General features: G+C 53.6%; 15 protein-coding genes and 1 pseudogene. 11 read left to right on the top strand and 5 right to left on the bottom strand.

The window, feature by feature from the left end; all coding sequences use genetic code 11:
- The first annotated feature begins 31 nt into the window (after nt 1–31).
- Both H6973_08235 and tnpA read left to right on the top strand, forming a co-directional pair.
- On the top strand, nt 32–439 hold the full coding sequence (locus tag H6973_08235; GenBank protein MCP5125611.1) for a cation transporter: 408 nt from the start codon (nt 32–34) through the stop codon (nt 437–439).
- A gap of 446 nt (nt 440–885) precedes the next feature.
- A complete protein-coding gene (gene tnpA, locus H6973_08230) occupies nt 886–1,320 on the top strand; it encodes an IS200/IS605 family transposase (protein MCP5125610.1) in 435 nt (144 codons plus the stop codon).
- A 213-nt stretch (nt 1,321–1,533) separates the two neighbouring features.
- Here tnpA and H6973_08225 read toward each other — a convergent pair whose 3' ends face one another.
- Nucleotides 1,534–1,932 carry a transposase gene (locus H6973_08225; protein MCP5125609.1) on the bottom strand — a complete coding sequence of 133 codons (399 nt, stop codon included), beginning with the start codon at nt 1,930–1,932 and terminating at the stop codon, nt 1,534–1,536.
- A 164-nt stretch (nt 1,933–2,096) separates the two neighbouring features.
- Here H6973_08225 and H6973_08220 point away from each other — a divergent pair, with 164 nt between their 5' ends.
- On the top strand, nt 2,097–3,056 hold the full coding sequence (locus H6973_08220) for a transposase family protein (protein ID MCP5125608.1): 960 nt from the start codon (nt 2,097–2,099) through the stop codon (nt 3,054–3,056).
- 6 nt (nt 3,057–3,062) lie between these two features.
- Here the strand turns inward: H6973_08220 and H6973_08215 are convergent, their stop codons facing one another.
- Together H6973_08215 and H6973_08210 are read right to left on the bottom strand one after the other, a co-directional pair.
- Nucleotides 3,063–3,467 carry a transposase gene (locus H6973_08215; protein ID MCP5125607.1) on the bottom strand — a complete coding sequence of 135 codons (405 nt, stop codon included), beginning with the start codon at nt 3,465–3,467 and terminating at the stop codon, nt 3,063–3,065.
- A gap of 262 nt (nt 3,468–3,729) precedes the next feature.
- Nucleotides 3,730–3,914: pseudogene (locus H6973_08210) on the bottom strand (Uma2 family endonuclease).
- Between the two features lie 235 nt (nt 3,915–4,149).
- Here H6973_08210 and hemE point away from each other — a divergent pair.
- From hemE to H6973_08195, 3 genes are read left to right on the top strand one after another with little or no spacing between them, the layout of a single operon-like run.
- Nucleotides 4,150–5,229, top strand: coding sequence for a uroporphyrinogen decarboxylase (gene hemE / locus H6973_08205; protein MCP5125606.1), 1,080 nt, complete (start codon nt 4,150–4,152; stop codon nt 5,227–5,229).
- Nucleotides 5,230–5,253: 24 nt separating this feature from the next.
- The gene (locus H6973_08200; GenBank protein ID MCP5125605.1) at nt 5,254–5,703 is read left to right on the top strand and encodes an NUDIX domain-containing protein; all 450 of its coding nucleotides are present in this window, start codon (nt 5,254–5,256) and stop codon (nt 5,701–5,703) included.
- Between the two features lie 39 nt (nt 5,704–5,742).
- A complete protein-coding gene (locus H6973_08195; GenBank protein ID MCP5125604.1) occupies nt 5,743–6,369 on the top strand; it encodes a CBS domain-containing protein in 627 nt (208 codons plus the stop codon).
- 26 nt (nt 6,370–6,395) lie between these two features.
- On the opposite strand, the gene aroB is transcribed toward H6973_08195, so the two are convergent.
- Both aroB and aroK read right to left on the bottom strand, forming a co-directional pair.
- Nucleotides 6,396–7,472, bottom strand: coding sequence for a 3-dehydroquinate synthase (gene aroB / locus H6973_08190; GenBank protein MCP5125603.1), 1,077 nt, complete (start codon nt 7,470–7,472; stop codon nt 6,396–6,398).
- A complete protein-coding gene (aroK, locus tag H6973_08185) occupies nt 7,469–7,999 on the bottom strand; it encodes a shikimate kinase AroK (protein MCP5125602.1) in 531 nt (176 codons plus the stop codon). Before aroK ends, aroB begins: the two co-directional genes overlap by 4 nt.
- Before the next feature lie 121 nt (nt 8,000–8,120).
- Here aroK and H6973_08180 point away from each other — a divergent pair, with 121 nt between their 5' ends.
- From H6973_08180 to sufD, 5 genes are all read left to right on the top strand, one after another.
- Entirely contained in the window at nt 8,121–9,143 is a 1,023-nt protein-coding gene (locus H6973_08180) for a hypothetical protein (protein ID MCP5125601.1), read from the top strand.
- Nucleotides 9,144–9,325: 182 nt separating this feature from the next.
- Nucleotides 9,326–10,399 carry a class II fructose-bisphosphate aldolase gene (gene fbaA, locus H6973_08175; GenBank protein MCP5125600.1) on the top strand — a complete coding sequence of 358 codons (1,074 nt, stop codon included), beginning with the start codon at nt 9,326–9,328 and terminating at the stop codon, nt 10,397–10,399.
- A 437-nt stretch (nt 10,400–10,836) separates the two neighbouring features.
- Nucleotides 10,837–11,259, top strand: a complete 423-nt coding sequence (arfB, locus tag H6973_08170; protein ID MCP5125599.1) for an aminoacyl-tRNA hydrolase — start codon at nt 10,837–10,839, stop codon at nt 11,257–11,259.
- A 342-nt stretch (nt 11,260–11,601) separates the two neighbouring features.
- Complete coding sequence (sufC, locus tag H6973_08165; GenBank protein MCP5125598.1) at nt 11,602–12,369, top strand: Fe-S cluster assembly ATPase SufC; 768 nt, start codon at nt 11,602–11,604, stop codon at nt 12,367–12,369.
- A gap of 10 nt (nt 12,370–12,379) precedes the next feature.
- Entirely contained in the window at nt 12,380–13,684 is a 1,305-nt protein-coding gene (sufD, locus tag H6973_08160; GenBank protein MCP5125597.1) for a Fe-S cluster assembly protein SufD, read from the top strand.
- Nucleotides 13,685–13,699 lie beyond the last annotated feature (15 nt).

Genomic DNA, 13,699 nt, shown 5'->3' with positions numbered 1-13,699 from the left:
ACTAACCTTCATTGACGAGGAGGATGCTGCGATGAACACTTTCGACCACGCTGGCAACCATGAGCATCATGCCGCTCATGCCCATGATCATCCTTCAACTCTCGTTACTCGGTGCTTCTTCATGGAGGGATTGAAGGATGACCTACAGGCATCAACCATCCTGGATATTCTGACTCCGCAATCCGGCGTACATCATGTCAGGCTTGATCCCAGACATCATTGGGCTTGTGTCGACTACGATAATACGATCATCGATGTCGAGGCAGTGATCGAGGCGCTGAGAAATGCAGGCCATCCTCCACGACAGCGCTTTTGGGATCGATTGAAATACGGTTGGTGGCGCTATCTGGACGAAAATGCGCGCAGTAACACCACAAGCGCCAGTAGCTCCTGCTGCAGTAACCCAGCAGCGCTCCATGCGCAACGTCAGCGGTGCTGACGGGAACCGGCGCATCTCCGCCCGCCGTTATAGTCAAACAGTTTTTTATTAGTTATTATATAATAGACAAACTAAGGAGTATCTCAATGTCCAAGCCATATAGTGAAGATTTAAGAACAAGAGTGATACAGAATTATTTGAATGGTACGTCGAAAATTGACATAATTACCTTATTCAAAATCGGGATGGACACCCTGAATCGTCAGCAATTCCCGCTCTCTTTATTTAGACCTGCTTTTGAATAAGTAGTCGATGATTATAGAATCACTTAATAAGAAAGAAAAAACACCACTCTAAGCGTTCAAAGACGCTTAATAATTTATTAACAACGTAGAAAACCACGCCCTTAGGGCGTGGTCAGAGATCAACGGCTTTGCCAGTTGATCGACTCATGGGGTACTACTACGGTTTGTTGTCCCCACAACAGATCGAGAGGAGTACTGACCATGAGTCGATTCAGAAAGTTATCACATACGATCTGGCACTGCCAGTATCATATTGTTTGGGTTCCGAAATACCGGTATCGAGTCCTCACAGGGCACATCGCAGAAGAGGTATCGCGATGTATTCACGCCTTTTCGGACTATCAAAAAGTGGAAATTGTTGAATTAAATATCCAGGTGGATCATGTTCATCTGTTGGTGATGATTCCGCCGAAGTTGTCGATTTCTAACTTTGTGGGAACGCTGAAGGGGCGGACGGCCATTCGGGTCTTCAATCGGTTTTGCGAACTGAAAAGGAGACCCTATTGGGGCAACCACTTTTGGGCGCGCGGCTACTGTGTGGATACGATAGGACTGGATGTCGAGAAGATTCGCAAGTATGTGCGGTATCAAGAGCGTAAGGAAAGAGACGCCGAACAGCGCGGTTTCGATTTCTAAAGTGAGAACCCATCCTGTGGGGACGACGCCCTTGCCTCCTCAGGGGGCAAGGCAGACTATCCCCTTTTAGGGGTTAACCAAAACCACCCGCTTTGCGGGTGGTTTCTTTACTATAATAGAGATACCCTGATACTCGACTAAATAAATAGAACATGCCCACAGACCATCAAGAGACTAAGAGACTGTACGAAAACTTAATATCCTACGCAGCCTCTAAAATGGGTTCCTGCAATAATTCACGATTCTTAAATATTTTCGCAACATTAATCGAATTGAAGCAAGGTAGACTTGACTTTGACTCGATGCAGGCTTCCTTTCGTAATCTCTACTTAATCGACAAGATCGCCCCAACCAAGCGAGGCTTCTTTCAACAACCCATCGCCGAGGTAAAACCTGAAATCCTTTCTCTTCTTTATTTTTGTTAACAACTTCAATCGTGCAGTTAAAGTTTTTCTCAAGCCATTGAGCCAGGGACTCACCTTGATAAGCACCATCGGCCCAAACTTTCCGGATCGTATTGGCGATGGATAGCCCACCTTGTAATACCTGTGGTGCGCCTTTTACATCCGGAATATTCGCGGCATGCACCCCGACATAAATTAGACAACCCATTAGACTCGCTCCTTAATAATTTTTATATAATTTTCAATGATTTATCATTGTTTTTTTTCTAAGGTTTTATAAGATTATGTTTATTGTCAATAAGTTAGGTATTGAATTTTTGGAAAGAGTCCCCATATTTGAAGTAAGGAAACTCAAGATAAAGGAGAGTCGTCATGCGAAACTTTCAATCGATTGCTGTGCGTAATGAACGACAATTCAGAGCGATGACCGGGGTTTCTCAGCAAGAATTTGATCAACTTGTTCCTGTGTTTGCACGCTGTTTGAACGAAGAGAAACGGCGGCGTTATCGCCGACAGCAGGCACAACGTCGACGCCACCCGGGCGGTGGGCGCAGGGGAATTTTGTCGACGCCTGAATTAAAGCTTTTCTTTCTTCTTTTTTATCTAAAAAACTATCCAACCTTTGACGTATTAGGTTGTTTATTTGATATGAGTCCGTCAAAAGCTCAAGAAAATGTGATGAAGTTAATCCCGATTTTGAAGCAGGCTGAAAAAGAGCTTCATGTTTTACCTCATCGCCACCTTAAAATCGTGCCGATAGACAGTCAACAAGAACAAGATACTGAAAAAAATAGAAAAATTATGATTGATGCGACAGAAAGGCCCTGTCGTCGACCGAAAAACAAGCGTCGGCAAAAAAACTATTATAGCGGTAAGAGAAAGGCCCATACCCTCAAAAACACGGTCATCGCCCCTATTAAAGGGGGTATTGATGTCATCGGCCCAACCACGCCCGGACATCAGCATGACTACGCCATGTTAAAAGGAGAACTGGACCCTGAAAAACCGGGGCTTTCATCCGTAGAAGTTTCGGCCGATTTAGGCTATCAAGGGATCGAAAAAAACTATCCCAAGATCGGGACTATTCATATTCCCCATAAAAAACCACGCAAGTCAAAAACTCATCCAAATCCGAAGCTGACGCCAAAACAGAAAAGAGAAAATCGCCTGATCAGTCAGGTTCGTGTTGGCATTGAGCATCTCATCGGTCAATTAAAGAACTTTGGTGCACTAACAATAAAGTTTAGAAACCGCCTTAATAATGTAAGCGATCAAATTATATTGGTCGTCGCTGGACTCTGCAACCTAAGAAATGGCTATGAGGTTCAATGAGTTATGCTACATATTTCGGAGCAGGTCTATTGTATCCACTAGAATATGCCTTTTTCTTCCTTTAACTAACTTGCCTCCATCCAATCCTGTTTCATCCGCACATTCCTGGGTGCCTTTCACCGATTGGCTATCAATGATCGCGGCGCTTGGGGTCTCATTTCGCCCTACTTCTTGACGAAATTTTTGGTGAAGCGCCGTGTTAATTTTCTCGAAAACACCGTTATTGATCCATTGATGATAATAAGTGCTGACGGTGGTATACGCCGGAAAATCTTTGGGAAGATATCGCCACTGACAACCCGTTTTATTGATGTAAAAAATTGCATTTAAATCTCGCGGAGATCCACTTCTCGGGGACGTCCTCGCGTATTTGGCTCGCGTTCTTCCAAAAGGGGTTGAACCCTCTCCCATTCCGCATCGGTAAGATCACTGGGATAGCGATTAAACGGTTTTTCCTTCGGCCAAGACATCGCGCACCTCGAACAAAAATTTCGAAACTAAAATAATTTGGGCTTTTTTGGGTAATTCTATCAAAAAAAAAATAATAAAATCAATATGTTATTTTCGTACAGTCTCTAAGGGGAAGTTGAAAAAAATTCTTCCAAATTGTCAAACTCTTTTTGATGCACTAACAGCGGTTTTTCAAACTATCTAAAAACTGTTTGACTATAGAACCCGTCCATTGGACATCCGGGTCACTTCCAGCACGAGGCCGCCGGTCGTGCTTCCCGAACCGTGTTTCCAATCGGCGGGCATACAATAAATCGGGTGGCCGTTCGAGAGTTCGTAACGGTCGCCATCACGCAGTTGATCGGCACGAAACGGGCCACGGCCTGAATGGCGGACGGAGTCGGTCATGGCAATCTCCTGATGTGGAACAAAGGAATACCAAAATCGGTCATCACTGAACGATTTTGCAGAACGTCAATGATCAACCAGCTAAGTATTATGGTGTCTCACGGTTATTCATTACATAGACGCTATTTCGGAAACCTTGGCGCACTTGATGTAAAATTACCGTCAAAATCGAGTTAATAGCGCGCTTCGCTGCACGCCCCCGCTGAATTTTGGACCGACCTCAAACCGAGCAACCATGACCACCCCATTGCAAAACGATCGCCTGCTAAGAGCGTTGCGCCGTCAACCGGTGGATGTGACCCCGGTCTGGCTGATGCGCCAGGCGGGTCGTTATCTGCCCGAATACCGTGCGACTCGCGCCCGCGCCGGCGATTTCATGCGCCTCTGCCAAACCCCGGAACTGGCCTGCGAGGTCACGCTGCAACCGCTGACCCGTTTTCCGCTGGACGCCGCTATTCTGTTTTCGGACATTTTGACCGTGCCTGACGCTATGGGTTTGGGGCTATCGTTCAGTGAGGGCGAAGGCCCACGATTCGCCCGGCCTGTTCGGTTGGCACGAGATATTGAACAATTGTCCGTTCCTGACCCGGAAGTAGAGCTACGCTATGTGATGGACGCCGTGCGGTTGATCCGCCGGGAATTGAACGGGCAAGTCCCGCTTATCGGCTTTGCCGGCAGTCCGTGGACTTTGGCGACCTATATGGTCGAAGGCGCTTCCAGCAAGGATTACGCCCAGGTCAAAGGATTGCTGTACGACCAGCCCAAGGCACTGCATCGCTTGCTGGAGGTGACCACGCAGGCGGTCATTGCTTACCTGAACGCTCAATTAGCCGCCGGCGCGCAGGCATTGATGGTGTTCGATACCTGGGGCGGCATTCTGACCCCACGCGCTTACCAGGAATTCTCACTGGCCTACCTGGCGCGGATTATTGCAGAGTTAGCGCGCGAAACCGGCGACCAGCAAGCACCGGTGATCCTGTTCACTAAAGGGGGCGGCGCTTGGCTGGAAGCGATGGCCGCAACCGGCTGCGAAGCGGTGGGCATCGACTGGACGGTTAATCTTGGCGAAGCGCGTCGGCGGATTGGCGATCGGGTTGCCGTACAAGGTAATCTCGATCCGGCTGTACTGTATGCCGCACCCGACCGCATCCGCCAACAGGTTGCCCAAGTGCTGGCTGATTTCGGCCCTGGTTCCGGCCATGTGTTTAATCTAGGGCATGGCGTTCAACCCAGCGTTAACCCCGAGCACGTCCGGGTGCTGGTGGAAGCCGCGCATGAATTAAGCAGACCCTATCACTCTGGCGTTGGACGTTGAACGGGATACCCAGTGAATCGCACCATGCCTCTGAAGCCCGCCAGTTCCCGCATCCTGTCTTCCGGGGTCGTGGTCGTGCATTGGACCGGCGAACATTACGACTATTTACTGCTGAGAGCCTACAATTATTGGGATTTTCCCAAAGGCGTGGTGGAAGTTAATGAATCCCCCCTGCAAGCGGCGGTCCGTGAAGTGGAAGAGGAAACCACGCTAACCGGGCTGCGGTTTCGCTGGGGCGATATCTACCGCGAAACCCACCCTTATAACCAAGGGCGCAAGGTGGCCCGCTACTATATTGCCGAATCGCCAAACGCTGAGGTCCAATTGCCTTTGAATCCCGAGTTAGGCCGTCCCGAGCATAGCGAATTCCGTTGGGTTAGCCGCACTGAAGCCTGGAACATGTTGACGCCGCGCGTGCGAGCGATTCTGGAATGGACCGATGGCGTCATCGCCCGGCCTGTTCGGCGTTCGTAGGCGCCTGACGCCATTATTTCAACTTTCCCGGAGATTCCGATGTCCCAAACTTATCAAACGCTGACGTTTCATCATCTTGAAGCTGGCGCTGGCTATTTCCGTCCAAAGCAGCACCTGCCTGAGCACATCACCGCCGATGATCCAGCCCTGTCGGTAATGACCGATCTTAGCCTGGTGACCGCCTATACCACCGAATTAGACACCCCATTGAACAAGGCGCGTGAGACGATGATGAAGCGCGGGGTGCGCATGCTGTTGGTGCGTGATGCCGAAGGCCATATTGTCGGGTTGATCACCAGTCGCGATATTGAAGGTGAAAAGCCGGAGCGCATCCTGGCCAAGGCAGGCGGCAGTTGGGAAGATTTGCTAGTTGCCGACATCATGACCCTGCAACCGAAGCTGGAAGTGTTGTTGATGGAGGACGTCGCGAAAGCGCGGATCGGCGACATCATCGCGACACTGCGGCAAGTGAATCGGCAACATGCGATGATCGTGGACATCCACCCTGAAACCAACCGCTTGGCGGTGCGCGGCATCTTCTCGCTGTCACAAATCGGCTTGTTGCTGGGATTGGAGATCGACCCGGCGCTGCATGCAACAACCTTCGTTGATCTGGAACAGGCCGGCATCGATTATCCCATTACTAGCAGTGACTTATTGCCATAGAGGGCAAGCCGGTGGGTAGATTTCGATCAAAGCGATGTTTCCAGCGTCTCTGTTAAAAGCCGTGGATTAATATCGCTGGCAATGACCGCCTGACCCAAATTACGCAACAGGATCAGCCGCAACCGCTCATCCTTGACCTTTTTGTCTACCGCCATCAAGCGCAGGAAATCATCGGGCGTCAATTGCGACGGCGGCTGCAAGGGTAAGCGGGCGCGCGCGAGCAACGCACGAACCCGTTCCACCTGTTCCCGGTTCAACCAACCCAGCCGCGCTGACAGATCAGCCGCCATGGCCATTCCCGTCGCTACCGCTTCGCCATGCAGCCATTCTCCATAACCGACCCCGGTTTCGATCGCATGGCCAAAGGTGTGGCCTAGATTCAACAAGGCCCGTTCGCCAGTCTCCCGTTCATCAGCGGCGACAATTTCCGCCTTGTTCCGACAGGAACGCTCAATGGCCTCGCTCAAAACTGCGGCATTGCGCGCCATGAGCGCCTCCAGGTTCGCTTCCAGCCATTCCAGGAACGGCAAGTCGCGAATTAGCCCATACTTGATCACTTCCGCCAAGCCAGCGCTTAGCTCCCGATCCGGCAAGGTCGCTAGGGTATCGGTATCGGCCAGGACGCCAAGCGGCTGGTAAAACGCTCCGATCATATTCTTGCCAAACGGGTGATTGACTGCGGTCTTGCCACCGACCGAGGAATCCACCTGGGCCAGCAGCGTGGTGGGAATCTGGATAAAATGCACGCCGCGCTGGTAGCAGGCGGCGGCAAAGCCGGCCATATCGCCAATCACTCCGCCACCGAGCGCAATGACCGTACAATTCCGGTCGAAGCGATGATTCAGTAACGCGGTGAAAATCTCGTTGAGCGTGTCCAGCGTTTTATACTGTTCGCCATCCGGCAAAATCACCGCTTCATGACGCAGCCCGTCCAGCGAAGCGCGCACCGGCTCCAGGTACAAAGGAGCAACCGTGGTGTTGCTGACCACCAGCGCCTGTCGTCCGGGAATGCAGGGAGTCAGCAATTCAGGCCGCGCCAGCAGGCCAGGGCCGATATGGATGGGATAGCGACGGTCGCCAAGCTCAACGTGCAGAGTTTTCATAGGGAAGGTATTTCCTGAATATGGGTAAGAATTTGCTGGACGATGACGCGCGGCGCTTGACCATCGCTGGCGACCATCAGGTCGGCAACTTCCCGGTAAAGCGGATCGCGCAAGCTAAACAGCGCTTCAAGCCGGCCTCTTGGATCAGCCGTTTGCAGTAAAGGGCGGTGACTGTCATGACGGGTGCGGCGGAGCTGCTCGTCCACCGAGGCGTACAGATAAACCACCAGACCCCGCCCAGTCAGATAACGGCGGTTGTCGCGATCCAACACGGCGCCGCCGCCAGTCGCTAGCACGATGTCCTGGCGTTGGGTCAACTCGGCCATGACGGCTTTCTCGCGTAGACGAAAACCCGCCTCGCCTTCCAGTTCGAAAATCAGGGGAATGCTGACGCCGGCTCGTTGCTCGATTTCCTGGTCGCTGTCGATAAAAACCCATCGCAGCGCTTGCGCCAGCCGCCGGCCAATCGTGGTTTTGCCCGCGCCCATTGGGCCAATCAGAAAAATGGAAGGGGTCACTTTACGCATAGTGATTGGGAAATCGGTTTTTCAAGCTTTTTACCATATTCATTCATCGGATTCTCTATTCGGAATCATGGTTCGGAAACGATTAAACTAATGCAATACCCCACCTGTATTGAGGATGCTAATGAGTACGCATGACGATCCCCTTAACCATGCTTTGGAAGTGATTCGCGAACGCTTTCAGGGAACCCAGCATGAACTGGCGACTTTGCTCGACGCCTGCGCCACGCACGGTCAACGGGCCGATGAAATGATGGCCGCGCTGGATGCGGTTCGCCAGCAAATGCAAAGCGTGCAAGATGACCTGGCGGCGTTGCGTGAAGCGGGTCAGGCCAGCGGCCAGCGGGCGGATGAACTCGCTGCGGCTATGAGCGCCCTTCGCCAGGAGCTTCAGGAGGCCCGGGACGGCATGAGCACGCTGCGCGAGACCCACGCAACGCATGGTCAGCAGATTGATGAAGTCACCGGGACTCTGAACATGTTCCAGCAGGAACTGCAGAGCATTCGACAAACCAGCGCGGACCTGGAGAAGACGTTTAGAACGCAGTCGGTGAAGTCTCGGGAACAACTGGATGCGCATACCCGTGATCTGGCGGCGCTGACTGAACGCTCCCGGAAGCAAACCCAGGAAATTAATGGACACATCGATACGCTGACCAGCCTGCACAAACAGGAACAATCCCAGCGGGAAACCGCGCTCGCGACCCTGACCAAAGTGAACGAACGGATTGGCGCGCTGGAGCAACAATTCAGCGAAGAACGCACGCGCAGCGCCGAAGCCCTGCGCACCGACCGGGAACGGCTGGCGGCCCTGGAAAAATGGCTGAGTGCGCAGGCCGAGCAATTTGCCAAGTTCGACCCGGTGCTTCGCGAGCTGCATGGTCAGATGGTAACCTTGCACGAACGGCTGGCGGCGCTGGAAAGCCTGGAAAGCGCGCATGTCCTGGATGATCATGAACAACGTCTGGGTGAAAGCGAGCAACAAATTCAGGAACAGGCGTACACTTTGGAAGAGATGCGGCAAACCCTGGAGGGTCTAGCGTTGCGGATGCCCGGAGCCGCACGATTCAACAAGATTCTAATAGGTGGACTGATAGGCGCCGGCATCATCATTGTCGTCTTGCTGGCGCTGATTGGCATTAGATAGACCCCTTTTCCAATAACAGGGATTTGAACGCTGACCCCTCCAACCTTGAGAACATGGCTACTACGATGGCGGCGCAAAGGCTATACTGAATTCCGAGGTCGTCATTCAGCCCTTGGCGTCGGGATGACGATTATTCTTCGTCAAGCGATTTCACTCACCCTAGCAAGCAAGAGGATTTTCTCATGGCACAGCTTAAACCTGGCGTGGTTTCCGGCAAGGATTATCTGACCCTGGTCAACGCGGCTAAGGAAGGCGGTTATGCATTACCGGCAGTCAACGTCTCCAGCAGCAGCACCATCAACGCGGTTCTGGAAGCCGCCGCCAAGAACCAGTCTGATGTCATTGTTCAGCTTTCCAATGGCGGCGCGCAGTTCTACGCTGGACAGGGGATGAAGGATGGTTTCAAGGCCAAGGTGCTGGGCGCGGTGTCGGCAGCGATGCATGTTCATCTGTTGGCCGAACACTATGGGGTTTGCGTGGTGCTGCACACCGACCATGCCAATAAAGGTCTGATTCCCTGGGTTGAGGCGCTGCTGGATCATGGTGAGGCGTACTTCAAGCAGAATGGCAAGCCGCTGTTCAGTTCACACATGCTGGATCTTTCCGAAGACCCGATGGAGTTTAATCTCAGCGAGTGTGCGCGGATTCTGACCCGTATGGCGCCGCTGAACATGAGCCTGGAAATTGAACTCGGCGTCACCGGCGGCGAGGAAGATGGCATTGGTCATGGTGAACACGATGCAAGCGCTGACAATTCGCACTTGTACACTCAGCCGGAAGATGTGTTGCAGGCCTACGAGCGGTTGTCGCCCATCGGCCATTTCTCGGTCGCTGCGTCCTTTGGCAACGTGCATGGGGTATACAAGCCCGGCAATGTTCAATTGCGACCCGAAATTCTCCATAATTCCCAGGCGCTGATTGAAAAGGAACACAAGACCGCGGCGAAGCCGCTGAATCTGGTGTTCCACGGTGGCTCCGGCTCGGAGAAGGAAAAAATCACCGAGGCGGTCAGCTACGGGGTGTTCAAGATGAATATCGATACGGATCTGCAATTCGCCTACTCGGAAGCGATTGGCAAGTTCGTCACCGAGAATCCCAAGGCGTTCCTGTATCAGGTCGACCCGGAAACCGACAAGCCGTACAAGAAGTTCTATGATCCGCGCAAGTATCTGCGTGCAGCAGAACAGAACATGATTGCCCGCTTGGACGAAGCTTTTGCTGATCTGGGTTCCAAGGGCAAGTCGCTCTGCCTGTAAGCTGAAGCGGCATTGTCGCCCCTGTCCCGTAAGGGACAGGGGTTCTGACGCATCATCAGAGATTATTCAACGCCAAGCTACTCATCTTTAAAGGCTCTTCGAGGGTTTCTGTGGAATCGGCCCGTATGACCGGAGATCAGCCCACCAAGTGGGCCATACCTCTTTCAAGATCAATTGGTTAGTTTTATAGTCAGCTCGCCGGTTGGGTTGCTCCACAAAAACCCTCGAAGAGCCATAAAAGAGGTTAAATTATAACTGGACTGAACCAGTACCGCTGAGCAAACAAGATCAAGCATACTTGCCGCCCGAAAGGCCAAGCGTCGCGCCGCCCAATTCCTCAACGCCGCCCAACGCACCGTCGAAATCGCCATTGAAACCGACGAAGCCGCCGCGCTTGCATTCCTCAACGCGATAGACGAGAGGAATTCCCCGTCACCATGATTATCGTCACGCCCACCATCCAGCTTGACGAAAACGAACTGCAATTTCAGTTCAAGCTGGCGTCCGGCCCCGGTGGCCAGAACGTCAACAAGGTGGCCACGGCGGCGGAACTGCGTTTCGACGCCGCGCATTCCCCGGCCTTGCCTGATGAAGTCAGAGCGCGGTTATTCACCCTGGCTGGCAGCCGCATGAACAAGGACGGGGAGTTGCTCATCACCGCCCGGCGCTTTCGCAGCCAAGAGCGCAACCGCCAGGACGCCATTGATCGCCTGGCCGCCCTGATTCAGAAAGCGACGGAAATCCCCAAGCCACGTTTGAAACGGAAACCCTCCCGCGCTGCCAAAGAACGCCGGGTCGCCGAAAAGCGGCGCATCGGGGAAAAGAAGCAGACTCGCCGATCAACCGGGGATGAAGACTAAAGCCGGTTCGGCGCTGATTTAATACCCATTCCCATTATGTTCAATGACATTACTGCAGAGTCTCCCCCCTTTGAAAAAGGGGGGCCGGGGGGGATTTCGACAGGCCGCGCCTCAAATCCCCCCTCACCCCCCTTTGCTAAAGGGGGGAATTCGGAATTCAAAACCTATCGAGAAACGGTATAACTCATAGCGTTGCTCGCAAGGTCGGCGGCAAGTCATTGCTGACGGCTTGGCAAACCCGTTGTTTGGAACTATTCTACGCATAAATAGTACTAATCCAGTACCGATTAGATCCGCCCTGCCGACCGCAAGGCTTCTGAACCAGGGAGAACCCAACACGCCATGCTGGACATTCGCAATCTGCACGTCACCGTCGAGGGCCAGGAGATCCTCAAGGGTATTGACCTGGCCATCCATCCCGGCGAAACCCACGCCATCATGGGGCCGAACGGCTCGGGCAAAAGCACCCTGGCGAATATCATTGCCGGACGGGAAGGCTACACCGTCACCGAGGGTGAAATTCTTTTCGAGGGTAAGAACCTGCTGGAAATGGACCCGGAAATCCGCGCCTGTGAAGGGCTGTTTCTGGCCTTCCAGTATCCGGTGGAAATTCCCGGCGTCGCTAACCTGTATTTCCTCAAAGCGGCGGTCAACGCAGTACGTAAATATCGCGGCGAACCGCCGGTAGACGCCATGGAGTTCTGGGACCTGGTTCACGAACGCATGGAACTGGTGAAAATGGACGAATCCATGCTCAAGCGTTCGGTCAACGAAGGATTCTCCGGCGGCGAGAAAAAACGCAATGAAGTCTTTCAGATGGCGGTGCTGCAACCCCGGTTCGCTGTTATGGATGAGACCGATTCGGGACTGGACATCGACGCCCTGAAAGTCGTCGCTGACGGGGTCAACGCCTTGCGCGGTCCAGAACGCGGCTTTCTAGTGATTACCCATTATCAGCGCCTGCTCGATTACATCGTGCCGGATCATGTTCACGTCCTGGTCAATGGCCGGATTGCTCGTTCTGGCGGCAAGGACCTGGCGCTGGAACTGGAGAAACAGGGGTACGCGCTGTACAACGAAGAACCTGGCCGGGCGCGCCGGGCGGCTTGAGGCGCATGTTATGACCAACGTCGCCCCATTGTTCTCCGATCCCTACCGCCAGCGGTTTGCCGAATTCATGGCCAACCGCCATGAACCGGATGCGATTGCCCGTTCACGCCGCATGGCGTTTGATTGCTTCGAGGCGCTCGGTTTGCCGACCCGCCAGCAGGAAGCCTGGCGGCTGACCGAGCTGAACGCCTTGCAGGCCATTGCTTTCCGGCAACCGGCCAATGCAGCAATCGATGCTCAAGCACTGCCGGCGCTGGATACCCCAACGCATCGGCTGGCGTTCGTCAATGGCCGCTTTGCCCCTGGCCTGTCGCGGTTGCGCGAACTGCCCAACCAGGCGTTGGTCGCCAGTCTCGGCCAAGCGCTATTGACCCATCCGGAACGGATTGAACCCGCCATGAATCGGTTACCGGGATTGGAAAATCACGCCTTTGCTCTGCTCAACAGCGCCTTCTGGGAAGATGGCGTTTTTGTCCACCTGCCGCGTGAAACGGTGGTCGATGCGCCCATTCATGTGGTGTTTTACGCCACCGGCGACGATAACGCGGTTCATCCGCGGCTGGTGCTGGTGCTGGAGGACCATGCTCAGGCCACGGTAGTCGTTGAGTATCGCGGAGCAGGGCGTTACCTGAACGCGCCGGTGACTGAGTTGCAACTCGGCGCTGGGGCGGTGTTGGATTACCACAAGATTCAGGAAGAGTCACCACAGGCGTTCCATCTAGGCGGTGTCCGGGTTCAGCAGGATCGTGATAGCCAGGCGAACCTTCATTTGCTCTCCATTGGCGGTCAGTTGGCCCGCACCGATTTGCAGGCGCTGCTCGACGGCGAAGGCGCACATTGCAGCCTCAATAGCCTGACCTTGGTGCGCGATACGCAATTTAGCGATACCCATGTTCGGATCGAACACGCCCAGCCGCATGGCGCCAGTGAGCAGATATTCAAGAGTGTGCTGGACGGCAAGGGGCAGACCGTATTCGATGGCATGATCCACGTTCGCCAACACGCCCAGAAAACCGATGCGCGCCAGTTGAATCGCAATTTGCTACTGTCCAAACAGGCTCACGCCAACGCCAATCCCCGGCTGGAAATTCTGGCCGATGATGTGAAATGCAGCCACGGCTCCAGTACCGGTTTTCTCGATCCCGACGCGGAGTTCTACCTGCGCGCCCGGGGCATTCCCACCGATCAGGCCCGCGCCCTGCTGGTCCATGCCTTCGCCAATGACAGCCTGAACCAAATTCGCCTGACGCCGTTGCGCGAGCGCCTGAGCCGTTTGCTCGCTGAGCGTCTGACGCTGGATATCACGGAGGAATAATGAACGATATGAGCG

Source organism: Gammaproteobacteria bacterium, from assembly GCA_024235095.1.
Classification (GTDB): domain Bacteria; phylum Pseudomonadota; class Gammaproteobacteria; order Competibacterales; family Competibacteraceae; genus UBA2383.
The sequence above is the reverse complement of the archived record's forward strand: the minus strand, read 5'-3'. Positions and strand labels throughout refer to the sequence as shown.